25 protein-coding genes are annotated in these 22476 nt (G+C 55.7%); 16 read left to right on the top strand and 9 right to left on the bottom strand.

The genetic code is table 11. The features are described from left to right. The first annotated feature begins 184 nt into the window (after nt 1–184). Nucleotides 185–1807: an isovaleryl-CoA dehydrogenase gene (locus IM271_RS11390; protein WP_193052618.1), complete on the top strand. Its 1623-nt coding sequence runs from the start codon at nt 185–187 to the stop codon at nt 1805–1807. On the opposite strand, the gene IM271_RS11385 is transcribed toward IM271_RS11390, so the two are convergent. The 3 genes from IM271_RS11385 to bsmA form a co-directional block, all read right to left on the bottom strand. Continuing rightward, nucleotides 1804–3735, bottom strand: a complete 1932-nt coding sequence (locus IM271_RS11385) for a methyl-accepting chemotaxis protein (protein ID WP_193052617.1) — start codon at nt 3733–3735, stop codon at nt 1804–1806. The genes IM271_RS11390 and IM271_RS11385 overlap by 4 nt on opposite strands. A 171-nt stretch (nt 3736–3906) precedes the next feature. Beyond that, nucleotides 3907–4194, bottom strand: coding sequence for a DUF1471 family protease activator YjfN (gene yjfN / locus IM271_RS11380; protein ID WP_032644956.1), 288 nt, complete (start codon nt 4192–4194; stop codon nt 3907–3909). 136 nt (nt 4195–4330) lie between these two features. Further along, nucleotides 4331–4660 carry a biofilm peroxide resistance protein BsmA gene (gene bsmA / locus IM271_RS11375; protein WP_028015263.1) on the bottom strand — a complete coding sequence of 110 codons (330 nt, stop codon included), beginning with the start codon at nt 4658–4660 and terminating at the stop codon, nt 4331–4333. Nucleotides 4661–4797: 137 nt separating this feature from the next. Between bsmA and yjfP the strand changes: the two genes are divergently transcribed. Further along, complete coding sequence (yjfP, locus tag IM271_RS11370) at nt 4798–5520, top strand: esterase (protein ID WP_193052616.1); 723 nt, start codon at nt 4798–4800, stop codon at nt 5518–5520. On the opposite strand, the gene ulaR is transcribed toward yjfP, so the two are convergent. Beyond that, nucleotides 5517–6272: an HTH-type transcriptional regulator UlaR gene (gene ulaR, locus IM271_RS11365; RefSeq protein ID WP_024907324.1), complete on the bottom strand. Its 756-nt coding sequence runs from the start codon at nt 6270–6272 to the stop codon at nt 5517–5519. The two genes, yjfP and ulaR, sit on opposite strands and share 4 nt — an antisense overlap. Before the next feature lie 110 nt (nt 6273–6382). Beyond that, nucleotides 6383–7447 carry an L-ascorbate 6-phosphate lactonase gene (gene ulaG, locus IM271_RS11360; RefSeq protein ID WP_193052615.1) on the bottom strand — a complete coding sequence of 355 codons (1065 nt, stop codon included), beginning with the start codon at nt 7445–7447 and terminating at the stop codon, nt 6383–6385. Nucleotides 7448–7805: 358 nt separating this feature from the next. Here ulaG and ulaA point away from each other — a divergent pair, with 358 nt between their 5' ends. The 6 genes from ulaA to IM271_RS11330 are packed head-to-tail and all read left to right on the top strand — an operon-like array spanning nt 7806 to nt 12213. Then, complete coding sequence (gene ulaA / locus IM271_RS11355; protein WP_028015265.1) at nt 7806–9206, top strand: PTS ascorbate transporter subunit IIC; 1401 nt, start codon at nt 7806–7808, stop codon at nt 9204–9206. A 12-nt stretch (nt 9207–9218) separates the two neighbouring features. Then, complete coding sequence (gene ulaB / locus IM271_RS11350; protein WP_003856022.1) at nt 9219–9524, top strand: PTS ascorbate transporter subunit IIB; 306 nt, start codon at nt 9219–9221, stop codon at nt 9522–9524. 9 nt (nt 9525–9533) lie between these two features. Continuing rightward, nucleotides 9534–10001 carry a PTS ascorbate transporter subunit IIA gene (gene ulaC, locus IM271_RS11345; protein ID WP_028015266.1) on the top strand — a complete coding sequence of 156 codons (468 nt, stop codon included), beginning with the start codon at nt 9534–9536 and terminating at the stop codon, nt 9999–10001. 12 nt (nt 10002–10013) lie between these two features. Further along, nucleotides 10014–10664, top strand: coding sequence for a 3-keto-L-gulonate-6-phosphate decarboxylase UlaD (gene ulaD / locus IM271_RS11340; RefSeq protein ID WP_023334265.1), 651 nt, complete (start codon nt 10014–10016; stop codon nt 10662–10664). 9 nt (nt 10665–10673) lie between these two features. Beyond that, nucleotides 10674–11534: an L-ribulose-5-phosphate 3-epimerase gene (locus IM271_RS11335; RefSeq protein ID WP_193052614.1), complete on the top strand. Its 861-nt coding sequence runs from the start codon at nt 10674–10676 to the stop codon at nt 11532–11534. Beyond that, on the top strand, nt 11527–12213 hold the full coding sequence (locus IM271_RS11330) for an L-ribulose-5-phosphate 4-epimerase (RefSeq protein ID WP_193052613.1): 687 nt from the start codon (nt 11527–11529) through the stop codon (nt 12211–12213). The genes IM271_RS11335 and IM271_RS11330 overlap by 8 nt, the downstream gene beginning before the upstream one ends. Nucleotides 12214–12352: 139 nt before the next feature. On the opposite strand, the gene yjfY is transcribed toward IM271_RS11330, so the two are convergent. After that, entirely contained in the window at nt 12353–12628 is a 276-nt protein-coding gene (gene yjfY, locus IM271_RS11325; protein ID WP_041911476.1) for a DUF1471 family protein YjfY, read from the bottom strand. Nucleotides 12629–12968: 340 nt separating this feature from the next. Here yjfY and rpsF point away from each other — a divergent pair, with 340 nt between their 5' ends. The 5 genes from rpsF (at nt 12969) to IM271_RS11300 (ending at nt 15490) form a co-directional block, all read left to right on the top strand. Further along, complete coding sequence (gene rpsF, locus IM271_RS11320; RefSeq protein ID WP_014068637.1) at nt 12969–13364, top strand: 30S ribosomal protein S6; 396 nt, start codon at nt 12969–12971, stop codon at nt 13362–13364. A 6-nt stretch (nt 13365–13370) separates the two neighbouring features. After that, on the top strand, nt 13371–13685 hold the full coding sequence (gene priB, locus IM271_RS11315; RefSeq protein WP_028015270.1) for a primosomal replication protein N: 315 nt from the start codon (nt 13371–13373) through the stop codon (nt 13683–13685). A 4-nt stretch (nt 13686–13689) separates the two neighbouring features. After that, the gene (gene rpsR, locus IM271_RS11310; RefSeq protein ID WP_000135199.1) at nt 13690–13917 is read left to right on the top strand and encodes a 30S ribosomal protein S18; all 228 of its coding nucleotides are present in this window, start codon (nt 13690–13692) and stop codon (nt 13915–13917) included. Between the two features lie 41 nt (nt 13918–13958). Continuing rightward, on the top strand, nt 13959–14408 hold the full coding sequence (gene rplI / locus IM271_RS11305) for a 50S ribosomal protein L9 (RefSeq protein ID WP_006810372.1): 450 nt from the start codon (nt 13959–13961) through the stop codon (nt 14406–14408). 152 nt (nt 14409–14560) lie between these two features. Further along, nucleotides 14561–15490, top strand: coding sequence for a DMT family transporter (locus IM271_RS11300; protein WP_193052612.1), 930 nt, complete (start codon nt 14561–14563; stop codon nt 15488–15490). Nucleotides 15491–15536: 46 nt separating this feature from the next. Here the strand turns inward: IM271_RS11300 and IM271_RS11295 are convergent, their stop codons facing one another. Then, nucleotides 15537–16175: an OapA family protein gene (locus IM271_RS11295; RefSeq protein ID WP_028015272.1), complete on the bottom strand. Its 639-nt coding sequence runs from the start codon at nt 16173–16175 to the stop codon at nt 15537–15539. Nucleotides 16176–16408: 233 nt separating this feature from the next. Between IM271_RS11295 and fklB the strand changes: the two genes are divergently transcribed. Together fklB and cycA are read left to right on the top strand one after the other, a co-directional pair. Continuing rightward, nucleotides 16409–17029 (top strand): FKBP-type peptidyl-prolyl cis-trans isomerase, encoded by a 621-nt coding sequence (gene fklB, locus IM271_RS11290; protein ID WP_008502892.1) that lies wholly within the window; start codon nt 16409–16411, stop codon nt 17027–17029. A gap of 312 nt (nt 17030–17341) precedes the next feature. Further along, complete coding sequence (gene cycA / locus IM271_RS11285; protein ID WP_047366984.1) at nt 17342–18751, top strand: D-serine/D-alanine/glycine transporter; 1410 nt, start codon at nt 17342–17344, stop codon at nt 18749–18751. Between the two features lie 86 nt (nt 18752–18837). On the opposite strand, the gene ytfE is transcribed toward cycA, so the two are convergent. Further along, on the bottom strand, nt 18838–19500 hold the full coding sequence (gene ytfE, locus IM271_RS11280; RefSeq protein ID WP_047366985.1) for an iron-sulfur cluster repair protein YtfE: 663 nt from the start codon (nt 19498–19500) through the stop codon (nt 18838–18840). Between the two features lie 244 nt (nt 19501–19744). On the opposite strand from ytfE, the gene IM271_RS11275 reads away from it, so the two are divergent. Then, complete coding sequence (locus tag IM271_RS11275) at nt 19745–21394, top strand: methyl-accepting chemotaxis protein (RefSeq protein WP_059357773.1); 1650 nt, start codon at nt 19745–19747, stop codon at nt 21392–21394. 79 nt (nt 21395–21473) lie between these two features. Here IM271_RS11275 and IM271_RS11270 read toward each other — a convergent pair whose 3' ends face one another. Continuing rightward, nucleotides 21474–22439, bottom strand: coding sequence for a DMT family transporter (locus IM271_RS11270; protein WP_041911471.1), 966 nt, complete (start codon nt 22437–22439; stop codon nt 21474–21476). Between the last annotated feature and the right edge of the window lie 37 nt (nt 22440–22476).

Here is a 22476-nt window from a genome sequence, read left to right as displayed (position 1 = left end):
ACAAAGACGGGTTAAGAATAAATTATTCAACATAAGCGGAGTAATGAAATAGTTTATTCTTATGTTCTGTGAGCTATTTCACGAATGATATCAGCGGGATCGCCATCGTGTGACCTCACTCCCATGCAGCGTTCATACGGTCTGTCCATACTTACCTTCATTGCCACTGAAGGAGGGAGACAGCATGCACTGGCAGACCCATACCGTTTTTAATCAACCAGCCCCACTCTCTAACAGCAACCTTTTCCTCTCTGACTGCGCCCTGCGCGACGCGGTTGCGCGCGAGGGTGCCGAGTGGGATATGGATCTTCTTGCCAGCATTGGACAGCAGTTAGGCACGGCGGAGTCGCTGGAGCTGGGCAGGCTGGCGAACGTGAATCCGCCGGAGCTATTACGCTACGACCCCACGGGAGAGCGGCTGGATGACGTCCGCTTTCATCCGGCATGGCACCTGCTGATGCAGGGGCTCTGCGCTAACCGGGTACATAATCTGGCATGGGAGGAAGAGGCACGAAAAGGTTCTTTCGTCGCCAGGGCCGCGCGCTTCGTGCTCCATGCTCAGGTAGAAGCGGGGACGTTATGCCCGGTGACCATGACCTTCGCCGCCACGCCGCTGTTGCAGCAGTCGCTGCCAAAACCGTTTCATGAATGGTTAACGCCGCTGATGAGCGACCGTTACGATCCCCATCTCGCGCCGGGTGGGCAAAAGCGCGGCCTGCTGATCGGCATGGGAATGACGGAAAAGCAGGGCGGCTCGGACGTGCTCAGCAACACCACCAGAGCGGAAAAATGCAGCGACGGCAGCTACCGTCTGGTGGGCCACAAGTGGTTTTTCTCCGTGCCGCAGAGCGATGCGCATCTGGTGCTGGCGCAGGCGAAAGGCGGTTTGTCCTGCTTCTTTGTCCCGCGTTTCTTACCCGACGGACAGCGCAACGCCGTCCGGCTGGAACGTCTGAAAGATAAGCTCGGCAACCGCTCGAACGCCAGCAGCGAGGCGGAGTTCCTCGATGCCTCCGGCTGGCTGCTGGGTGAAGAGGGAGAAGGCGTGCGGCAAATCCTGAAGATGGGCGGGCTGACGCGCTTCGACTGCGCGCTGGGCAGCCACGGGCTAATGCGCCGGGCGCTTTCCGTGGCGCTGTACCACGCCCATCAGCGTCAGACCTTCGGCAAAAATCTTATCGATCAGCCGCTAATGCGTGAAGTGCTAAGCCGTATGGCGCTGGTGCTGGAGGGACACACGGCGCTGTTGTTCCGTCTGGCCCGGGCGTGGGATAACCGCACCGACCCGCAGGAGGCCGCCTGGGCGCGGCTTTTTACCCCGGCCGCAAAATTCAGCGTGTGCAAAGCGGGCATTCCGTTCGTGGCGGAGGCGATGGAGGCACTCGGTGGCGTCGGGTACTGCGAGGAGAATGAACTTCCACGCCTGTATCGCGAGATGCCGGTGAATAGCATCTGGGAAGGATCGGGCAATATCATGTGCCTGGACGTGCTGCGGGTGCTGGCGAAGCAGTCAGGTATCCACGACCTGCTTGCCGACGAGTTTGCCCAGGTCAAAGGACAGGACAGACACTTTGACCGCAGCTGGCGGCAGCTTCAGCAAAAGCTGCGTAAACCGCAGGAGGCGCAGGGGAAGGAGATCGCTCAGCAGCTCTTTTTGCTGGGGGCCGGCAGTCAGATGCTGCGGCACGCATCGCCGCCCGTGGCGCAGGCGTGGTGCCGCATGATGCTGGATACCCGTGGCGGTACGCTCATGAATGAGCAGGTGCAAAGCGATCTGCTGCTGCGCGCCACGGGCAGGGTTGGCTAGCGTTTAAGCTGGAACAGGCTGACCAGTTGGGTAAGGTGTGACCCTTTCTCGCGCAGCGTGCGTGCGGTTTGCTCGCTGCGTGAGATGCGATCGGCATTGATATGCGACGCTTCGCCAATGTGGGTCATGGCAAGATTGACCTGGCCGATTCCCGCGGACTGCTCGCGTGACGCGTGGTTAATCTCCGTGACCAGCTGGCTGATGTTGTCGATATGAACGATGATGGAATCCATCGCCAGACGCGTCTGTTCAGACAGCGCGTGGCCTTCGCCCACTTTTCGCAGGGTATCGCCAATCAGATGTTCAATCTCCTTCACCGCGTTGGCGCTTCGACCTGCCAGGGCGCGAACTTCTTGCGCGACCACGGCAAAACCTTTTCCATGCTCGCCTGCGCGTGCCGCTTCTACCGCCGCATTCAGCGCCAGAATATTAGTCTGGAACGCGATGGACTCGATCACGCGGGTGATGTCTTCGATACGTTTTGACGCTTCGCGAATGTCGTCCATGGTGGCAACCGCATGGGTCACCGTTTCACCACCCTGATGAACCGCGCGCGAGGTTTCACCTACCAGCTGCTGCGTTTGCTCCATGTTGGCGGCATTTTGCTGCACGGTCGCGGCCAGTTGCTCCATGCTGGCGGAGGTCTCTTCAACGCTGCTGGCCTGCTTGTTGATCTGCTCGGAGATGTCTCCGGTATCGGAGGCCAGCGCATTGGTGCCCAGATGGATCTCGCCCGCGGCCTCGCGGACCTGCAGGACAATTTTTTGTAGCCCATCACCGATACCGTTAATGGCTTCAACCAGCTGGCCAACCTCATCCTGGCGGGTCACGGGCAGGCTGGAGCGTAGATCGCCCGCGGCATACTGGCGGGCAAGGTCAATCACGTTACGCAGCGGACGGGTCAGCATCCGGCGAATAAGCACCACAAACAGGCCCGCGAAGAGGACGGACAGCGCTACGCCGGCCAGCAGGAAACGGTCGCGCATTGCGTTAACGTTTGCGAGCAGGACTGATTTATCCACTTCACCGACGATGGTCCAGTTCCAGCCGGGCAGCGGCGTATAGGCCATTTTCAGCGTACGACCGTCGTCGCTTACGCGTTCCAGCGTGCCTGAGGAATCGCTCATCAGCTGCTGTTGGGTGGCGCTATCCCACTTCGGCTGTTTTCCCTCTTCGCTGGCGTGGAACAGATACTGACCGCGCGTTTTGCCGTTGCTGCGGTCCAGCACGAAGAAGTGCCCGCTCTCGCCCAGGCGGCGGTTGAGGATTTTCTCGCGCATGACATTCCAGGAGTGAGTGATATCCACCCCAACGAAGATGATCCCGATAACCTGACCTTCACTGTTCTTCACGGGCTGGTACTGGGTTATGTAGCGCTTGCCAAACAGGAGCGCCAGGCCGCGGTACACCTCGCCTTTCGAGACGGAGGCAAACGCCGGGCTGCTCGTGTCCAGAACCGTCCCCATAGCGCGTTCGCCATTCTCTTTGCGCAGGGAGGTGGCAACGCGAATGAAGTCGTTACCGCTGCGAACAAACAGCGTTGAGATCGCTCCCGTACGGCTCAGAAAATCATCAGAAAACGTTGTATTTTCATGGAGTTCAGCGTCGCCCCCTTTCAGCAGGGGAACGGCGAGCCCGTTTATGGTCCGGGTCTGCTGAGTATCGACGCTAAACGGCTGAGGCAGAAATGTCGTAAACAGTCTGGTGTAGCTTTCGACTTCTTCGCTCAGGCTGGTATTAAACATCTGCACCATGTCGACCATACCGGTGGACTGATTATGCAGATCTTCGACCGCGAGGGCTTCAAGCTGCTGGCTGGCTTTTTGGCTGAGCAGGAAAGTGAAAAGCAGAAACAGCGTGGCGACACTGACGCCCGTCAGCAGCGACAGCTTTGTTCCAAGGCCCGCACGGCGGAAAACATTGATCATAAATTGCTCATCATTGAAAAGGTATGGTTCTTCAACGGCAGAGCGGAGATTACGTTTACTGAATTAATGTAACAAAATGTTATTTTATTGTTTTAGAGTGGTTTTAAATTAGATAAAAAATTTGCAAAAACGAAAAGCCACTAAAAATAAGTGGCTTTTATCAGGAAGGATTTATACGTAGAGAATGGCCTGTACCCGCCACTGGTCGATATGGTTATCTTCCTGCATCTGGATGATGCGATACCATGACGCGCCCTGTTCATCGGCCTTTAATGCCACGATACGTTCAACGTCTTGCGGGCTCCCCGGAATGTTATTGACGGAGATCTGGCCTATTTCATTCAGACCTGTTACGCAATCCGCACTGGCGAATTCTGCTGACTGCGCGGTGGTGCTCACCAGGCCTGCAGAGAGCAACAGAGAGGTCAAAGCAAGAGTTCGTTTCATCGTCAGCTCCATTTCACATATTTCCGGTATCCGCCGGGCAATCCTTCGCGAATAAACTCCCATTCCTTGTCGCTGGCATGGAGTTTATTGTGGACAGGAAAATGTCTATGGACGCAAAGCAGTGTAAATGTCGTTCAAAGGTAAACCATTATTTCCGGTACAAAATGGCTTGTGAATACCATTGTCCCGTTATGATGGTTTCGTCGATCATAATAATGACGTAATAATCTGCTTTGGCAGCGACGGCTTGTGCCTTTATTGCGTCTTCTGCGTCATCCGGCGAACCGCGAACGAGCGCGGAGACGGTGCCCATTCGCTGTAATCCTTCCGTCTGATTACGACGAATCTCCTGCGGATGATCGGCAACCGGGGGAGCGGGTTGCGGTGTACCCTGCAGTGCGCTACAGCCGCTGAGCAGAAACACCAGCAATAAAGCAGCAAACCTGTGCATAACCATATCTCGTTTCCTGTTAGCCATAGTGTAGTTGTCTGCGAATTTAGTTTTGGGGGAATGTTCCCGAAGTGTTATCTGGGACGTAATTTTCGAATGAAAATAGCGTCAAACCGTAATCCAGTTCTCAACATTATGAATCATTCATTCGTACAGGGTCGACAATGATTGAAATTGAAATACGCCATCTCGGCGACCATGAAATTTTACACGCTGTTCCGGCAGGGAAACGTGATAAATCGCTGCCTGTTGTGGTTTTTTATCATGGGTTTACCTCATCGAAACTGGTTTACAGTTATTTTGCAGTGGCGCTGGCTCAGGCAGGTTTTCGCGTGGTAATGCCGGATGCGCCTGACCACGGCGCGCGCTTTACGGGCAATGAGCGGGCGCGACTGGGGCAGTTCTGGCACATTCTGCACGGCAGCCTGACCGAGTTTGCCGGGTTGCGCGATGCGCTCTATGAGGCAGGGCTGGTGGCCGATAATCGGCTGGCGGTGGCCGGGGCGTCGATGGGCGGCATGACGGCGCTGGGGATTATGACGCATCATCCTGACGTGCGGTCTGTCGCCTGTCTGATGGGCTCGGGCTATTTTACCTCGCTGGCGAAGACGCTTTTCCCCCCTCAGGATTTAACGGAAATTACGCCGAGGCTGGCAGAGTGGGAAGTGACCCGGGCATTGCCGCGCCTGGCCGATCGCCCGCTGCTGCTATGGCATGGTGACGCGGACGATGTTGTCCCGCCCGATGGAACCTTCCGCCTGCAGCAGGCGTTAAAGAATGAAGGACTGGACGCTAATCTGACCTGTTTGTGGGAATCAGGCGTCCGCCACCGCATCACGCCAGCGGCGCTGGACGCCACGGTGGCGTTTTTCCGCAAGCATCTTTAAACGCGCAGGACTTTCACCCCTTGATCTTCCAGCTTCTGGAGGATCTCGGGGTTCGCCCCTTTGCCGGTGATCACCATGTCGATCTGTTCTGCGCGGCTGAACAGCATGCCTGCGCGTTCACCGACTTTGCTGCTGTCGACCAGCACAACGAGCTTGCCCACCACGTTGAGCATGTTTTGTTCCGCCATCGCGGTCAGCATATCGGTTTTATACAGGCCGTCAGCGGTCAGGCCTTTGCCGCTGGTAAACATCCAGTGCCCGGCGTAGAGACTGTTTTCGCTGTCCTGCGGGCTGAGCGTGATGGACTGGCTTTTGTTGTACTGGCCGCCCATGATCACCACGCTTTCATGTTCCTGATCGATCAGGTAGTTAGCCAGCGGCAAATAGTTGGTAATGATTTGCACCGGCTTGCCGCACATCTCACGGCCCAGCAAAAACGCCGTGGAGCCGCAGTTGATGACGACGCTCTCACCGGGGTTCACCAGCTGCGACGCCGCTCTGGCAATCCGTACTTTTTCATCGTGATTCTGCGCCTGATGAATATTCATCGGCGACCAGCGTGGACGCTGCTGGCTGATGGCTTCTGCGCCGTTGCGGACTTTTTTCAGCTTGCCGCTCTCATCCAGCTTGTTGATGTCTCGCCGCGCGGTGGCGGGGGAGATCCCTAAACGTTCGATCACTTTCTCGACGGTGATAAACCCTGTTTGCGCCAGGAGTTCCAGTAAAATTTGATGCCGTTGCGCTTCCGTCATGAGCTATTCCGATAAGAATTGATTTGAAAAGATGATATTTGAAATAGCGTGAAATTACTAAAATAAATATGAAATCGCCAGACACAGGGTCTGGCGATGTGGCCTCACAGTCAGAGGAAGGATTTGAACGGGAGATCTGGCTCAATGGTGAAGCAATCATCGAAGCCGCGCGGGTAGTGATACTCGAGATTGTCTTTGTCCAGCGGCCAGGTGAACTTGCCGCCTACCTGCCAGATAAAGGGCTTGAAGCCGTACTTCAGGCGGTCTTTTTTCATCTCCCACAGCACGCGGATCTCTTGCGGATCGGCCTGGAAGTTTGACCAGATATCGTGGTGGAACGGGATCACAACTTTGGTGTTGAGCGCTTCCGCCATGCGCAGCATATCGGCGCTGGTCATTTTGTCCGTAATACCGCGCGGGTTTTCCCCGTACGAGCCCAGCGCCACGTCAATCTGATGTTCGTTGCCGTGCTTCGCGTAATAGTTAGAGTAGTGGGAATCACCGCTGTGATACAGGGAGCCGCCCGGCGTCTTGAACAGGTAATTCACCGCACGCTCGTCCATGCCGTCTGGCAGTACCCCAGCAGCCTTCTGGTCGGCCGGCAGGGTAATCAGCGCGGTACGGTCAAAGGCATCCAGCGCGTGGATTTCAATGTCTTTAATTTTCACCACGTCGCCAGGCTTCATCACGATGCAGCGCTCTTTCGGCACGCCCCAGCCAATCCAGAGATCTACGCAGGTTTGCGGCCCGATAAACGGTACGTCGTCCGCGCAGTTTTGCATCACCGCTGCCGCCACGTTCACGTCGATATGGTCGTTGTGATCGTGAGTAGAAAGCACGGCATCGATCTGGCGAATGGCAAAAGGATCAAGCACAAACGGCGTGGTGCGCAGGTTCGGCTGGAGCTTTTCCACGCCGGCCATACGCTGCATCTGGTGGCCTTTTTTCATCAGCGGGTTACCGTGGCTCTGTTTGCCGGTGCCGCACCAGAAATCGACGCAGATATTGGCGCCGCTTTCAGATTTCAGCCAGATACCGGTGCAGCCCAGCCACCACATTGCAAACGTGCCAGGAGCAACCTGTTCCTGCTCGATCTCTTCGTTCAGCCAGCTACCCCACTCCGGAAAGGTGCTCAGAATCCATGATTCACGGGTAATGGTTTTCACTTTACTCATCGTTTTGACTCCTGGTTTAATCAAAAGTAATCACATGGTGATTTGTTATGATTAATGCTGGCACTATTTGACGTGCTTTGCAATGGTCAAAATGCGGAATTTTATCTGCGCGACTTCACGGACTCTCCACTCTTTACTTGTTAGATTATCCTGCATTAAACATTAATTTGATGAATTGTAAGGATTAATTTATTTTTGTGGTGCGGTAGTGAAAATCATTACTAACAGCGTGGAAATAAATTGCGTGATGCGTCACAAATAATCAAATGCAATCTTGTGGTGATTATTTGTGATTAATAGAGTGATGGCACCAACCGCACAGGGATTGCCCCTCGTGTTCTCATTTCTGGAGAGAGTTATGGAGATCCTCTACAACGTCTTTACCGTTTTCTTTAATCAGGTAATGACCAACGCCCCGCTGTTGCTGGGTATCGTGACGTGCCTGGGCTACATCCTGCTGCGCAAAAGCGTCAGCGTGATTATTAAAGGCACCATCAAAACCATTATCGGTTTCATGCTGTTGCAGGCGGGGTCAGGCATTCTGACCAGCACGTTTAAGCCGGTCGTCGCCAAAATGTCGGAAGTGTATGGCATCAACGGCGCTATCTCTGATACCTACGCCTCAATGATGGCGACCATCGATCGCATGGGTGATGCCTATAGCTGGGTGGGGTATGCGGTGCTGCTCGCACTGGCGCTGAACATCATATACGTGCTCCTGCGCCGCATTACCGGCATTCGCACCATCATGCTCACCGGGCACATCATGTTCCAGCAGGCGGGGCTGATCGCGGTTTCTCTCTATATCTTCGGTTACCCAATGTGGACCACGATTATCTGCACCGCGGTGCTGGTCTCGCTCTACTGGGGTATCACCTCCAACATGATGTACAAGCCAACGCAGATCGTGACCGACGGCTGTGGCTTCTCCATCGGTCACCAGCAGCAGTTTGCCGCCTGGATTGCCTATAAAGTTGCGCCGTACCTGGGCAAAAAAGAGGAGAGTGTCGAAGACCTCAAACTGCCTGGCTGGTTGAATATCTTCCACGACAACATCGTCTCAACGGCGATTGTGATGACCCTATTTTTCGGCGCCATTCTGCTCTCTTTCGGCATTGACGTCGTGCAGGCGATGGCGGGTAAAACCCACTGGACGGTCTATATCCTGCAGACCGGTTTCTCCTTCGCGGTAGCGATTTTCATCATCACTCAGGGCGTGCGTATGTTCGTCGCCGAGCTGTCGGAAGCCTTTAACGGCATCTCTCAGCGCCTGATCCCTGGTGCGGTACTGGCGATTGACTGTGCGGCTATCTATAGCTTTGCGCCAAACGCCGTCGTCTGGGGCTTTATGTGGGGCACCATCGGCCAGCTGATTGCGGTGGGCATCCTGGTGGGCTGCGGCTCCTCAATCCTGATCATTCCTGGCTTTATCCCGATGTTCTTCTCCAACGCCACCATTGGCGTGTTTGCGAACCACTTCGGCGGCTGGCGCGCGGCGCTCAAGATCTGTCTGGTGATGGGCATGGTGGAAATCTTCGGTTGCGTGTGGGCGGTCAAGCTCACTGGTATGAGCGCCTGGATGGGCATGGCGGACTGGTCAATTCTGGCACCGCCGATGATGCAGGGCTTTGCCTCCGTCGGTCTGGCCTTTATGGCCGTCATCATCCTGATTGCTCTGGCTTATATGTTCTTCGCTGGCCGTTCGCTGCGAGCTGAAGAAGATGCGGAAAAACAAACAGCAGAAGTGTCTGCTCATTAAGGAGTTTCGATTATGACCGTACGTATCCTGGCTGTGTGTGGCAATGGGCAAGGTAGCTCCATGATCATGAAGATGAAAGTGGACCAGTTTTTGACCCAGTCAAACATCGACCACACGGTGAACAGCTGCGCAGTGGGTGAATACAAAAGTGAACTGAACGGCGCGGACATCATCATCGCTTCAACTCATATTGCCGGTGAGATTAGCGTGTCGGGCAACAAATATGTGGTAGGCGTGCGCAACATGCTGTCGCCTGCGGATTTCGGGCCAAAACTGCTGGAAGTAATCAAAGAACACTTCCCACAAGACGTGAAGTAAGGATGCCACATGAAGCTACGTGATTCGCTGGCAGAGAATAACTCCATCCTTTTACAGGCCGACGCCAGCACCTGGCAGGAAGCGGTGAAGCTGAGTGTGGATCTGCTGGTTAAGGCGGACGTTGTCGAGCCGCGCTATTACCAGGCCATTCTGGATGGCGTGGCGCAGCACGGCCCCTATTTCGTGATTGCGCCGGGCCTGGCCATGCCGCACGGCCGCCCGGAAGAGGGCGTCAAGAAAACCGGTTTTGCACTGGTGACGCTGAAAACGCCGCTGGTGTTCAACCACGAAGATAACGACCCGGTCGACATTCTCATCACCATGGCGGCCGTTGATGCCAACACCCACCAGGAGGTGGGCATCATGCAGATCGTCAACCTGTTTGATGACGAAGCCAATTTTGACCGTTTACGCGCCTGCCGCACCGCGCAGGAAGTGCTGGATTTAATTGATAACGCCACTGCGGCGGCCGTTTAAGAGGAATTGAACATGTCATTACCAATGTTGCAAGTTGCGCTGGATAACCAGACGCTGTCTCACGCTTACGAAACCACCCGCCTGATTGCGGAAGAGGTGGATATCATCGAAGTGGGGACCATTCTGTGCGTGGGCGAAGGCGTGCGCGCCGTTCGTGACCTGAAAGCGCTCTATCCGCACAAAATCGTGCTGGCGGATGCCAAGATTGCTGACGCAGGCAAAATCCTTTCCCGCATGTGCTTTGAAGCCAACGCCGACTGGGTCACCGTGATCTGCTGTGCGGATATCAACACCGCCAAAGGCGCGCTGGACGTGGCAAAAGAGTTTAACGGCGACGTTCAGATTGAACTGACCGGCTTCTGGACCTGGGAGCAGGCGCAGGAGTGGCGCGATGCGGGCATCCAGCAGGTGGTGTATCACCGCAGCCGCGATGCGCAAGCCGCAGGCGTGGCGTGGGGCGAAGCGGATATCAGCGCGATTAAGCGTCTGGCGGATATGGGCTTCAAAGTCACCGTCACCGGTGGCCTGGCGCTGGAAGATCTGCCGCTGTTCCAGGGCATCCCTATTCACGTCTTTATCGCTGGCCGCAGCATTCGCGACGCGGCATCTCCGGTGGAAGCGGCGCGTCAGTTCAAACGCTCAATCGCTCAGCTTTGGGGTTAAGGAGCGGGTATGTTGTCAAAACAGGTCCCGCTTGGCATTTATGAAAAGGCACTCCCTGCAGGGGAGTGCTGGCTGGAGCGGTTACGGCTGGCAAAACAGCTGGGTTTCGATTTTGTCGAAATGTCCGTGGATGAGACGGATGTGCGCCTTTCTCGCCTGGATTGGCGTCGCGAGCAGCGCCTGGCGCTGGTGCGCGCCATTGCCGAAACCGGCGTGCGCGTGCCGTCCATGTGTCTGAGCGCCCACCGCCGTTTTCCGCTCGGCAGTGAAGACGATGCCGTGCGCGCTGAAGGGCTGGAGATCATGCGCAAAGCCATTCGTTTTGCGCAGGATGTCGGCATCCGCGTGATCCAGCTGGCGGGTTACGACGTCTACTATCAGGAAGCCAACGACGAAACGCGCCGTCGTTTCCGTGACGGCCTGAAAGAGAGCGTTGAGATGGCAAGCCGCACGCAGGTCACGCTGGCGATGGAGATCATGGACTACCCGTTGATGAACTCCATCAGCAAGGCGCTGGGCTATGCGCACTATCTGAATAACCCCTGGTTCCAGCTTTATCCGGATATCGGCAATCTGTCGGCCTGGGATAACGACGTGCAGATGGAGCTGCAGGCGGGCATCGGGCATATCGTGGCGGTGCACGTCAAAGATACCCGCCCTGGCGTGTTTAAAAACGTACCGTTCGGCACCGGGGTGGTGGATTTCGAACGGTGCTTCGAGACGCTCAAACAGACAGGGTATTGCGGGCCTTATCTGATTGAGATGTGGAGCGAAACGTCAGACGATCCGGCTGCGGAAGTGGCAAAAGCGCGGGACTGGGTGCGCGAGCGTATGGCGCGCGCGGGGTTACTGGAGGCTGAACATGCTTAAGCTGAAACCGCAGGTCTTTGAGGCCAATATGGATCTGCCGCGCTATGGCCTGGTAACGTTCACCTGGGGCAACGTGAGCGCCATCGACCGTGAACAAGGTCTGGTGGTGATCAAGCCGAGCGGCGTGGCGTATGAAATCATGAAAGCGGACGATATGGTTGTGGTCGACCTCGAAGGAAACGTCGTTGAGGGCAAATGGCGTCCTTCTTCTGATACGGCGACCCATCTGGCGCTGTACCAGCGTTATCCATCGCTGGGTGGCGTTGTGCATACCCACTCCACGCATGCCACCGCCTGGGCACAGGCGGGGCTGGCGATTCCGGCGCTGGGAACAACGCATGCGGACTACTTCTTTGGCGACATCCCCTGCACGCGCGCATTAACGCAGGCTGAAGTGGAAGGCGAATACGAGCTCAACACCGGGAAGGTCATCATCGAAACGTTGGGTGAAAGCGAACCGCTGCATACGCCGGGTATTGTGGTGTATCAGCACGGTCCGTTCTCCTGGGGTAAAGATGCTCACGACGCGGTACATAATGCTGTCGTGATGGAGGAGGTAGCTAAAATGGCGTGGATTGCCCGCGACATTAATCCACAGCTTCAGGGCATTGACGATTACCTGATGAACAAGCATTTCATGCGCAAGCACGGCCCGAATGCCTACTACGGGCAGAAGTGAATAAGTGCTCTGGAATACCGAAAAACAGTTGTAACCGGTGGTATTCCGGAGCCATTCACAAAAAAAGCCCCCGGACAGGGGGCAACGTCAACTATGGCTATGTTCTCGTTGTTGGCTTTCCTGGTGCTAGCGTTAAAGGTTACCGGTAGATATCTGCACTGGCGTGCATGTTGCCGTTGCTGCCGGGCTCACGGGTTAACATCACGTGGTAATAGGTTGCGCCCTGGGCATCGGTCTCTTCATTTAGTGCCCGATCTGCTTCGCTTTCAGTGGCGAAATTATGATTGATATAGATTACGCCCAAGCTGTGCACATCATCCATGTTTCTGGCCTGCCGGCCGTCTATTTTGATGGCTGCCATCGCGTTTGCACTGAGCAAAAGCGCCGCCATTATGGCTACTGCGATTTTTTTCATGATATGCGCTCCACGACTGCGTGCTGTGTGAGGGGAATACTCCTTCTTTAATTGAGCTGATCTCTGATTAAAGTGTAATCATTCCTCCGGCGGGGATGCGTGACCATTTCTGATGCAGTTGTTCAAAAAAACAACGCTTCCTGATGCGATTAATTTTAAATCACCCACTTAGACCAGCTTTACGCTTTGTGCGAATTATTTGTGCAATCAGCTTGAGTTTCCTGGGGGGGGCAAGTATTATGACGCGTCAATTTTTCAGCCGACCTTTAACACGTTCCTTGCCTCCCCGGGCCTCGGCTGACCCAGACAGGAGGCTGAATAATCCGTAAGGAGCAATTCGATGCGTCATTACGAAATCGTTTTTATGGTCCATCCTGACCAGAGCGAACAGGTTCCGGGTATGATCGAGCGTTACTCTGCTGCCATCACTGGTGCAGAAGGTACGATCCACCGTCTGGAAGACTGGGGCCGCCGTCAGCTGGCTTACCCGATCAACAAACTGCACAAAGCACACTACGTTCTGATGAACGTTGAAGCGCCGCAGGAAGTGATCGATGAGCTGGAAACTACCTTCCGCTTCAACGATGCCGTTATCCGCAGCATGGTTATGCGTACCAAAAACGCAGTTACCGAAGCATCTCCGATGGTTAAAGCGAAAGACGAGCGCCGTGAGCGTCGCGATGATTTCGCAAACGAAACCGCAGATGATTCTGATGCTGGGGATTCTGAAGAGTAATTTCTGATGACCAACCGTCTGGCGTTGTCCGGCATCGTATGCAGGGCTCCCCTTCGAAAGGTCAGTCCATCAGGAATTCCGCATTGCCAGTTCGTGCTTGAGCATCGTTCTGTGCAAGAGGAAGCCGGGTTTCACCGGCAGGCGTGGTGCCAAATGCCCGTTATTATTAGCGGACACGAAAACCAGGCCATTACTCACAGTTTAACGGTCGGTAGCGCAGTAATCGTTCAGGGGTTCATCTCTTGCCACAAGGCAAAGAACGGCCTGAGCAAAATGGTTCTGCATGCCGAGCAGATTGATTTGATAGATACTGGAGACTAGCCATATGGCACGTTATTTCCGTCGTCGCAAGTTCTGCCGTTTCACCGCGGAAGGCGTTCAAGAGATCGACTATAAAGATATCGCAACGCTGAAAAACTACATCACCGAAAGCGGTAAGATTGTCCCAAGCCGTATCACCGGTACTCGTGCAAAATATCAGCGTCAGCTGGCTCGCGCTATCAAACGCGCTCGCTACCTGTCCCTGCTGCCGTACACTGATCGTCATCAGTAATCGGGCACGGTCCATTAATACGACTTTAAGAGGATAAGGTAATGCAAGTTATTCTGCTTGATAAAGTAGCAAACCTGGGCAGCCTGGGTGATCAGGTTAACGTTAAAGCGGGCTACGCTCGTAACTTCCTGGTTCCACAGGGTAAAGCTGTTCCAGCTACTAAGAAAAACGTAGAGTTTTTCGAAGCACGTCGCGCTGAACTGGAAGCCAAACTGGCTGACGTTCTGGCGGCTGCTAACGCTCGCGCTGAAGCAATCAACGCACTGGGCACTGTTACCATCGCTTCCAAAGCTGGCGACGAAGGTAAACTGTTCGGTTCCATCGGTACCCGCGATATCGCTGATGCAGTTACTGCAGCAGGCGTTAAAGTGGCTAAGAGCGAAGTTCGCATGCCGAACGGCGTTCTGCGTACCACTGGTGAGCACGAAGTTGACTTCCAGGTTCACAGCGAAGTGTTCGCTAAACTGGTTGTTAACGTTGTAGCTGAGTAATTTTTTACTCTGCTCGCGTCGAAGCGCCGGCCTTGTGCCGGCGTTTTGCTATTTAAAGCTACCGGAAATTCTCTTTTTATCTCGTATGGTAGCTATTCCTGACGCATTCTCTGATAATAAATTGAAACGCAATTTTATTTATGAGATTTGTCATGGATACCGCTCTGCCCACGCCCGTCTTTGCCCGTCGACATGTGGCCTACGTCTGCGCCACGCTCTGCTGCCTGCTTTGGGGGAGCTCGTACCCGGCCATTAAAAATGGCTACGAACTCTTTCAGATCGCGACCGATGATATTCCGTCCAAAGTCGTTTTTGCCGGATACCGTTTTCTGTTTGCCGGTGCCTTGCTGCTGCTGTTTGCGCTGGCCCAGCGCAAACCGATTGGCAGGCTCACACCCACGCAGTTTGGCCAGCTCACGATCCTCGGGCTGACCCAGACCACCATTCAGTACACTTTCTTCTATATAGGACTGGCCTACACGACGGGGGTAAACGGCTCAATCATGAACGCCACCGGGACTTTCTTCAGCGTACTGCTGGCGCACTTTATCTACCACAATGACAAACTCAGCTATAACAAAACGCTGGGCTGTATTCTTGGGTTTGCCGGGGTGATGCTGGTGAACTTTCACAGTGGGTTAAGCGATTTCCAGTTTATCTGGAAAGGCGACGGCTTTGTGGTGCTGGCGGCTTTTATTCTCTCTGCCGCCACGCTTTATGGGAAACGTATTTCCCAGACCGTCGACCCAACGGTGATGACCGGCTGGCAGCTGGCGATAGGCGGGGCTGCGCTGGTTGCGGGAGGTTATGCCACGGGCGGAACGCTGGAAGTGCACAGCATGAAGGCCGTTGCGGTGCTGGGGTATCTGACGCTGCTCTCATCGGTGGCGTTCGCCCTGTGGAGCGCGCTGCTGAAAGTGAACCGGGTAAGCATGATTGCTCCGTTCAACTTTGTCATTCCTGTTGCAGGGACGGTGCTTTCCGCCATTTTCCTCGGCGAAAACATTCTGGATATCAAATACGCGATTGCGCTGGTGCTGGTCTGCTCGGGGATCTGGTGGGTGAATAAACGGAGTGCCTGAGAACAAAAGTGCCGGGTGGCGGCTTCGCCTTACCCGGCATACGCCATTAACGTGCTCTGATGAAACTGCCGTCCGGCTGGCGGGTAAACAGCACCTGCTGCCCATTTCCGGTATCAATGGTCAGCCCGGTGACCACCCCGCTGGCGTTCTGGCGAATCTGCACCATCTGGCCGTTCTGTAAGTTGCTCAGCGGTTTACCTGCGCCTTCCACTTTTGCCATGGCATACACGTCGGTCGGCGGCAGGTTGTGGTCGCGGAAAAGCTGTGCCAGGGTTTTGCCCGGCTCCACGCGATAGGAACGCCACTGTTGCTCGATGCCGGTCGGCTGCTGGGTTTGCGGCTCAGACGGCGCTGCAGCCTGCTCCTGTTCATCCTGAACGGGTTCGGGTTCAACAGGCGCGACCTGACCTGGATCGTTAGACGGGGTTACCAGCTGCGTCTGCATCGGCTGCGCGTCAGGCTGCGGCCGCGTTTGCGACTGAAGATCCAGCTGCGCATTGCGGGTGACCGGCGCGGTATCAACATCATCACCGCCGGAAGGAAGCAGGAAGCCCACGATCACCATCAGCGCACCAATGATGATCCCCCTGCGGTGCAGAGGAGGCAGCGGGTCCATAATGCGAAAATTGTCCGGCGCCTGCCAGATTTTCGCCAGGGTAGGTTTCAGTTCAAATCGCCCGGGCATGGCTCTCCTCCTGCTCCGCGTCTTTTATATCCTGTGCTTCGAAGTATAGTTCGCTAACTGCCTGAACGACGTAGCAAACCGGACATCCGTGACATCAGTTCGGGATTAATCCTGGTTGTCTCTATTGTTTCTGTTTCGTCGCGGTTTGTCACCTTAACTTCAGACAAAGTTTTACCCATAAGGGCATGGCTGATATGCTGCCCGCTACTTTAAATGTGATGGAAGGAAAACCCATGACCACCCCGACTTTTGACACTATCGAAGCGCAGGCAAGTTACGGTATCGGCTTGCAGGTAGGACAGCAGCTGAGCGAATCCGGCCTGGAAGGTCTGTTACCTGAAGCGCTGGTGGCGGGTATCGCTGATGCGCTGGAAGGCAAACAGCCTGCCGTTCCGGTTGACGTTGTGCATCGTGCGCTGCGTGAAATCCACGAACGTGCTGACGCCGTGCGTCGCGCGCGCTTCGAAGAGATGGCAGCCGAAGGCGTGAAATATCTGGAAGAGAACCGCGAGCGCGAAGGCGTGAACAGCACCGAATCCGGCCTGCAGTTCCGCGTGATCAACCAGGGCGACGGCGCTATCCCGGCGCGTACCGACCACGTTCGCGTGCACTACACCGGTAAGCTGATCGACGGAACCGTGTTCGACAGCTCCGTGGCGCGCGGCGAACCGGCTGAGTTCCCGGTCAACGGCGTTATCGCGGGCTGGATCGAAGCCCTGACCCTGATGCCAGTGGGTTCCAAATGGGAACTGACCATCCCGCACAACCTGGCTTACGGCGAGCGTGGCGCTGGCGCGTCCATCCCGCCATTCAGCACCCTGGTATTTGAAGTCGAGCTGCTGGAAATTCTGTAATCGACTTTTCTTATTTCCTCTCTCCGCCCGGGGAGAGGAAAATAGTGATAAAACCCATAGTTACGACGGAATCAACATTTTATCTTGCAAACGAAACTGTTGCGTGTATTTTTGTGAGCTGTTTCGCGCTGTATGAGTGATATGACACTCACTTTCAACATATTATTAACATAATATCTAAATCATAGTATTCATCCCGCCGATTCTTACCTAATATCGATAAACCCTTACGAAGGGACCGTCATTTATTTGACGTTTTTAAAGGCCAGAAGAGCCTTAACAACACAGACAGGCATAAACAGGAAAAATTACATGGTAGATCAGGTCAAAGTCGCCGCTGCAGAAGAGGCGACGTCTGAACAGTCGCTACGGCGCAATCTCACAAACCGTCATATACAGCTTATCGCCATTGGTGGAGCCATCGGCACCGGGCTGTTTATGGGGTCCGGCAAAACCATCAGTCTTGCCGGGCCGTCGATCATCTTCGTTTATATGATCATCGGTTTTATGCTCTTCTTCGTTATGCGCGCAATGGGTGAATTGCTGCTCTCGAACCTCGAATACAAATCCTTCAGCGACTTCGCGTCGGACCTGCTCGGCCCGTGGGCGGGCTACTTTACCGGCTGGACCTACTGGTTCTGCTGGGTGGTCACCGGCATGGCGGACGTCGTGGCGATTACCGCTTACGCGCAGTTCTGGTTCCCGGGGCTGTCGGACTGGGTCGCCTCGCTGGCGGTGATTATTCTGCTGCTGAGCCTGAACCTTGCCACCGTGAAAATGTTCGGTGAGATGGAGTTCTGGTTCGCGATGATCAAGATTGTCGCTATCGTGGGGCTGATTGTGGTGGGCCTGGTGATGGTCCTGACGCACTTCCAGTCGCCAACGGGCGTTCAGGCGTCCTTCACCCATCTGTGGAATGACGGCGGCTGGTTCCCGAAAGGCATCAGCGGCTTCTTTGCGGGCTTCCAGATTGCGGTGTTTGCGTTTGTGGGGATTGAGCTTGTCGGAACGACTGCTGCGGAAACCAAAGATCCGGAGAAGTCCCTGCCGCGCGCCATCAACTCCATACCGGTGCGTATCATCATGTTCTACGTCTTCGCGCTGATCATCATTATGTCCGTGACGCCGTGGAGCTCCGTGGTGCCCAGCAAGAGCCCGTTCGTTGAGCTGTTCGTGCTGGTAGGGCTGCCTGCTGCGGCGAGCCTGATTAACTTCGTGGTGCTGACCTCTGCGGCATCGTCTGCGAACAGCGGCGTGTTCTCAACCAGCCGTATGCTGTTTGGTCTGGCGCAGGAGGGCGTGGCGCCGAGCGCCTTTGCGAAACTCTCTAAACGTGCTGTACCGGCGAAAGGGCTGACCTTCTCCTGCATGTGCCTGCTGGGTGGCGTGGTGATGCTCTACGTGAACCCAAGCGTAATTGGCGCGTTTACCATGATCACCACGGTGTCGGCGATCCTGTTCATGTTCGTCTGGACCATTATCCTGTGCTCGTACCTCGTGTACCGCAAACAGCGTCCGCACCTGCATGAGAAGTCGATCTACAAGATGCCGCTGGGCAAGCTGATGTGCTGGGTGTGCATGGCGTTCTTCGTGTTCGTGCTGGTGCTGCTGACGCTCGAAGATGACACCCGTCAGGCGCTGGTCGTCACGCCGCTGTGGTTTATCGCGCTGGGGCTGGGCTGGCTGTTTATCGGTAAGAAACGGATGGCAGGAATGCGTTAAGCATGTTGCCGGGTGGCGCTGACGCTTACCCGGCCTATGTTCGAGGACGTTGTAGGCCCGGTAAGCGCTAGCGCCACCGGGCTTTTTTATTCCCCCGCCAATGCCCGCGGGAACAGCACGTTATTCTCAAGACTGATGTGCTCCATCAGATCGTCAATCATCTCGTTAATGCCGTTGTACATCGCTTTCCAGGTGGTGCACGCTTCCGGCGGCGGTGTGACGTTGTTAGTGGTGTGTTTGATCACGTCCAGCAGTTCGCCCGCGTCATCGTGCTCGCTTTCCATTACGCTGATAGGTCCCATCGCCTGGCTTCCCATTCCCTGTTTAATCATCGGGAAGAGGATCTGCTCTTCTTTCATCATGTGGCTGGAAAGCTCTTCATGCAGCATGGTCAGGTATTTTGCCAGACCGCGCGGCACGGAAGGCTTGTCGGCATGTACGCGCTCAACTTTCGTTGCCTGCAGGATCAGCTCAGGCAGCTGTTCACGGTGGCGGTCGTGGTAACGCACGATGATATGGTCGATGATTTCCGTGAGCGGGGCGGTGCGCCAGTCTTTTTCAACAGGCTGTTCAGCCAGCAGCGCCAGTTCCGCTTCGATAGCCTCCACGTCCAGTTCCTTGCGCGAGGCCGCTCGCGCCAGCGTTTGCTTACCGCCGCAGCAGTAATCCATATCGTATTTACGGAACAGCGCGGAAGCGCGAGGGATGGAGAGCGCCAGCTCGCCGAGGGGGTGGTCGCGAAAGGCCATAGCAGTTACCTCGTCATTAAAAATATAAGATGCATATTAAATGCATCTTTAAGGTGGCGCTATAACCCTTTAGAGGGAAGGGAGAAAGTGCGACACGGATCACAAAAAAATGTCCCGTTTAACTCCCTGAATGGATTTAGGAAAGTGGTTTAGAAAGTTTTTAAAGGTGGAGAAACAGTAAACAACCCGCCGCGCGTGCCGATAGATACACGTCAGACAAACCTGCATATAACAAAGGCAACGCATGTTTAAACGTATAAAAGTCATTACTCTTCTTATTTCGGTGCTGCTTGTGCTCGGCATCATGCAAGTGATTTCCGCGGGTATCTTTATCAACGCGCTGAATAACGATAAAGACAACTTCACCGTGTCGCAGCTTTCCAGCCAGAACGTGGCGGAATTTACCGACGCCTGGATCAGCCTGAACCAGGCGCGCGTCACGCTAAACCGCGGGATGCTGCGTCTGCAAAGCAGCATGGCCTCTCAGATTAACGGCGGACAGTTGAACGAGCTGGTTAACACCGCGAAAAATCTGCTGGCCAATGCGCAGGTCCATTACGACAAATACTACGCCCTGCCGAATACCCCGGGTCTGGATGAGAACCTGGCCGATCGGCTGGAAGAGCAGTACCGCATCTACTCCGCCACGTTGACGCAAATGAACGTTCTGCTGGGCCAGGGCAACCTGGAAGATATGTTCAAGCAGAATGCAGAACAGAAGCAGACGGCAATGCAAAAGGTCTATCGCGAGTGGCGCGAGGCGCAGGCTGCGCTCACCAGTAAAGGCATTCAGGATAACGAAAGCGACTACAAGCGCATCCTGTGGATCCTCTCTGCCGTCATGATACTCGTCATTGCGGTGATTATCTCCAGCTGGATCGCCATGCGCCGGGTGCTGCTGCTGCCGCTGGAAGAGGTGATCAACCATATCCGCGCCATCGCGGCAGGGGATTTAACCCAGCCGATTCAGGCTGAAGGCAGGAACGAAATGGCTATCCTGGCGCGCAACGTGCAGGAGATGCAAACCTCGCTGGCGAACACCGTGGGCGTGGTGCGTGAAGGCGCAGATACCATCTATACCGGTGCGGGTGAAATCTCGGCGGGCAGCAACGACCTCTCTTCCCGTACCGAGCAGCAGGCCGCGTCTCTGGAAGAGACGGCAGCCAGCATGGAACAGCTGACCGCCACCGTGAAGCAGAACGCGGATAACGCGCGTCAGGCGTCTCGTCTGGCGCTGGATGCCTCCTCAACCGCGAAGAAGGGCGGTAACGTGGTGGAAGGCGTGGTGCGCACCATGGATGAGATCGCCACCAGCTCCAGCAAAATCGCGCAAATTACTAACGTTATCGACGGCATTGCCTTCCAGACCAACATTCTGGCGCTGAACGCGGCGGTGGAAGCGGCGCGTGCGGGCGAGCAGGGCCGTGGCTTTGCGGTGGTTGCAGGAGAAGTACGCACGCTTGCCCAGCGCAGCGCCCAGGCGGCGAAAGAGATTAAGGCGCTGATCGATGATTCCGGCGAACGCGTGAACGCGGGTTCTCAGCTGGTGAACGAAGCGGGCGCGACGATGGCGGAAATCGTTAACGCGGTTACCCGCGTGACCGACATCATGGGCGAAATTGCCTCTGCCTCTGACGAGCAGAGCCGCGGTATCGACCAGGTTGGTCAGGCGGTAGCCGAGATGGACCGCGTGACCCAGCAGAACGCCTCGCTGGTGGAGGAGTCTGCGGCGGCAGCGGCGGCGCTGGAAGATCAGGCCGCACGCCTGAACGAAGCGGTAGCGGTGTTCAAAATAACGCGTAATCAGGCGGTCAAAGCGGCACCGGTGAAAACCTATGTGCCAAAAGCGCAGCCAGCAGCGACGGCGTCTGAAGCGAACTGGGAAACGTTTTAAGGGCTTGCCCGGTGGCGGCTACGCCTTACCAGACCTACTGTTTTGTAGGCCCTGCAAGCGTAGCGCCGCTGGGCATTACTTACATCTCCGAAGCCGGAACGACCCTCGGTTTTTCCGGCTTCGCTCTTACCGCCATCACCACCCCCACCACCAGCAGCGCGATCCCGCAGGCCGTTAACAGCGGCGGCACGCTCTGGCGCATCAGGAAGGTGTACAGCAGCCCGGCCAGGGTTTCGAACACAATCAGCGGCCCTAAGATCACCGTCGGCAGCTTCTGGCTGGCAATGTTCCAGCACAGCGCGCCCACCCAGGAGCACAGCACCGCAATCGCAACCATTAAGCCAATAAAGACCCAGGGTCTTGGCCCGAAGGGCTGGGCAAATTCCGGCTGCTGATGACCCAGCCAGAGGCATGCGCCGGCATACCCCACTAACGAGACGGGGAGCGTGACCAGCGCCTGCGCCGTTGCCCACATCATCGGGTGTTTGTCCGGGTTCTCCCGCAGCCAGCGCGCATTGCGCAGGGCGTACCAGGCCCAGCACGCGACCGAGATGAACGCTAAAACGATCCCCGAACCGTAACGCCATAAGCTGAAGTCTGCCAGGCCGTGGCGCAGCTCGGCGATATTGACGCACACCAGCCCCACGGCGGTGCAGGCCAGGGCGGGTATCATTTTCGACCACGCCAGCTTGCCGTCCCGATGACTATAAAGCAGATTCGCGAAGATGGGGATGACCACCGGCAGCGTGCCGATAATCATGGTCGACACCGGCGCTCCGGTTCGCTGAATGGCGCTTGCCAGGCAGACGTAATAGATGAGATTGCCCATCATGGTCAGCGCCAGCGCGGTGCCCCAGTCCTGACGGCTGAGCTGTCGCAAGCGTGTACGCCCCAGCCATGCCAGAGGAAGGGCAATCAGCCCGAGCGCCAGATAACGTCCGGTAGACTGCAATATCGCCGGGTATTCCGGCACGATCAGAGGGCCGACAAAGATCAGCCCCCACATCAAACCTGCAAGCAGGGCATACAACACGCCGCTAATCATTTTTCCATCCACATTGATTTACTCTGCACTCAGTCTA

The organism is Enterobacter cloacae complex sp. I3 (genome assembly GCF_014896175.1).
In the GTDB taxonomy this organism is placed as follows: domain Bacteria; phylum Pseudomonadota; class Gammaproteobacteria; order Enterobacterales; family Enterobacteriaceae; genus Enterobacter; species Enterobacter bugandensis.
The sequence above is the reverse complement of the archived record's forward strand: the minus strand, read 5'-3'. Positions and strand labels throughout refer to the sequence as shown.

Coding starts and splice junctions, on each gene's coding strand:
- IM271_RS11335 (WP_193052614.1), top strand. CDS start 10,674: ATGTTGTCAAAACAGGTCCCGCTTGGCATTTATGAAAAGGCACTCCCT.
- rpsR (WP_000135199.1), top strand. CDS start 13,690: ATGGCACGTTATTTCCGTCGTCGCAAGTTCTGCCGTTTCACCGCGGAA.
- IM271_RS11275 (WP_059357773.1), top strand. CDS start 19,745: ATGTTTAAACGTATAAAAGTCATTACTCTTCTTATTTCGGTGCTGCTT.
- yjfP (WP_193052616.1), top strand. CDS start 4,798: ATGATTGAAATTGAAATACGCCATCTCGGCGACCATGAAATTTTACAC.
- IM271_RS11330 (WP_193052613.1), top strand. CDS start 11,527: ATGCTTAAGCTGAAACCGCAGGTCTTTGAGGCCAATATGGATCTGCCG.
- ulaD (WP_023334265.1), top strand. CDS start 10,014: ATGTCATTACCAATGTTGCAAGTTGCGCTGGATAACCAGACGCTGTCT.
- yjfY (WP_041911476.1), bottom strand. CDS start 12,628: ATGAAAAAAATCGCAGTAGCCATAATGGCGGCGCTTTTGCTCAGTGCA.
- yjfN (WP_032644956.1), bottom strand. CDS start 4,194: ATGGAGCTGACGATGAAACGAACTCTTGCTTTGACCTCTCTGTTGCTC.
- IM271_RS11270 (WP_041911471.1), bottom strand. CDS start 22,439: ATGATTAGCGGCGTGTTGTATGCCCTGCTTGCAGGTTTGATGTGGGGG.
- rplI (WP_006810372.1), top strand. CDS start 13,959: ATGCAAGTTATTCTGCTTGATAAAGTAGCAAACCTGGGCAGCCTGGGT.
- fklB (WP_008502892.1), top strand. CDS start 16,409: ATGACCACCCCGACTTTTGACACTATCGAAGCGCAGGCAAGTTACGGT.
- cycA (WP_047366984.1), top strand. CDS start 17,342: ATGGTAGATCAGGTCAAAGTCGCCGCTGCAGAAGAGGCGACGTCTGAA.
- IM271_RS11295 (WP_028015272.1), bottom strand. CDS start 16,175: ATGCCCGGGCGATTTGAACTGAAACCTACCCTGGCGAAAATCTGGCAG.
- priB (WP_028015270.1), top strand. CDS start 13,371: ATGACCAACCGTCTGGCGTTGTCCGGCATCGTATGCAGGGCTCCCCTT.
- bsmA (WP_028015263.1), bottom strand. CDS start 4,660: ATGGCTAACAGGAAACGAGATATGGTTATGCACAGGTTTGCTGCTTTA.
- ytfE (WP_047366985.1), bottom strand. CDS start 19,500: ATGGCCTTTCGCGACCACCCCCTCGGCGAGCTGGCGCTCTCCATCCCT.
- IM271_RS11385 (WP_193052617.1), bottom strand. CDS start 3,735: ATGATCAATGTTTTCCGCCGTGCGGGCCTTGGAACAAAGCTGTCGCTG.
- rpsF (WP_014068637.1), top strand. CDS start 12,969: ATGCGTCATTACGAAATCGTTTTTATGGTCCATCCTGACCAGAGCGAA.
- ulaB (WP_003856022.1), top strand. CDS start 9,219: ATGACCGTACGTATCCTGGCTGTGTGTGGCAATGGGCAAGGTAGCTCC.
- IM271_RS11390 (WP_193052618.1), top strand. CDS start 185: ATGCACTGGCAGACCCATACCGTTTTTAATCAACCAGCCCCACTCTCT.
- IM271_RS11300 (WP_193052612.1), top strand. CDS start 14,561: ATGGATACCGCTCTGCCCACGCCCGTCTTTGCCCGTCGACATGTGGCC.
- ulaA (WP_028015265.1), top strand. CDS start 7,806: ATGGAGATCCTCTACAACGTCTTTACCGTTTTCTTTAATCAGGTAATG.
- ulaR (WP_024907324.1), bottom strand. CDS start 6,272: ATGACGGAAGCGCAACGGCATCAAATTTTACTGGAACTCCTGGCGCAA.
- ulaG (WP_193052615.1), bottom strand. CDS start 7,447: ATGAGTAAAGTGAAAACCATTACCCGTGAATCATGGATTCTGAGCACC.
- ulaC (WP_028015266.1), top strand. CDS start 9,534: ATGAAGCTACGTGATTCGCTGGCAGAGAATAACTCCATCCTTTTACAG.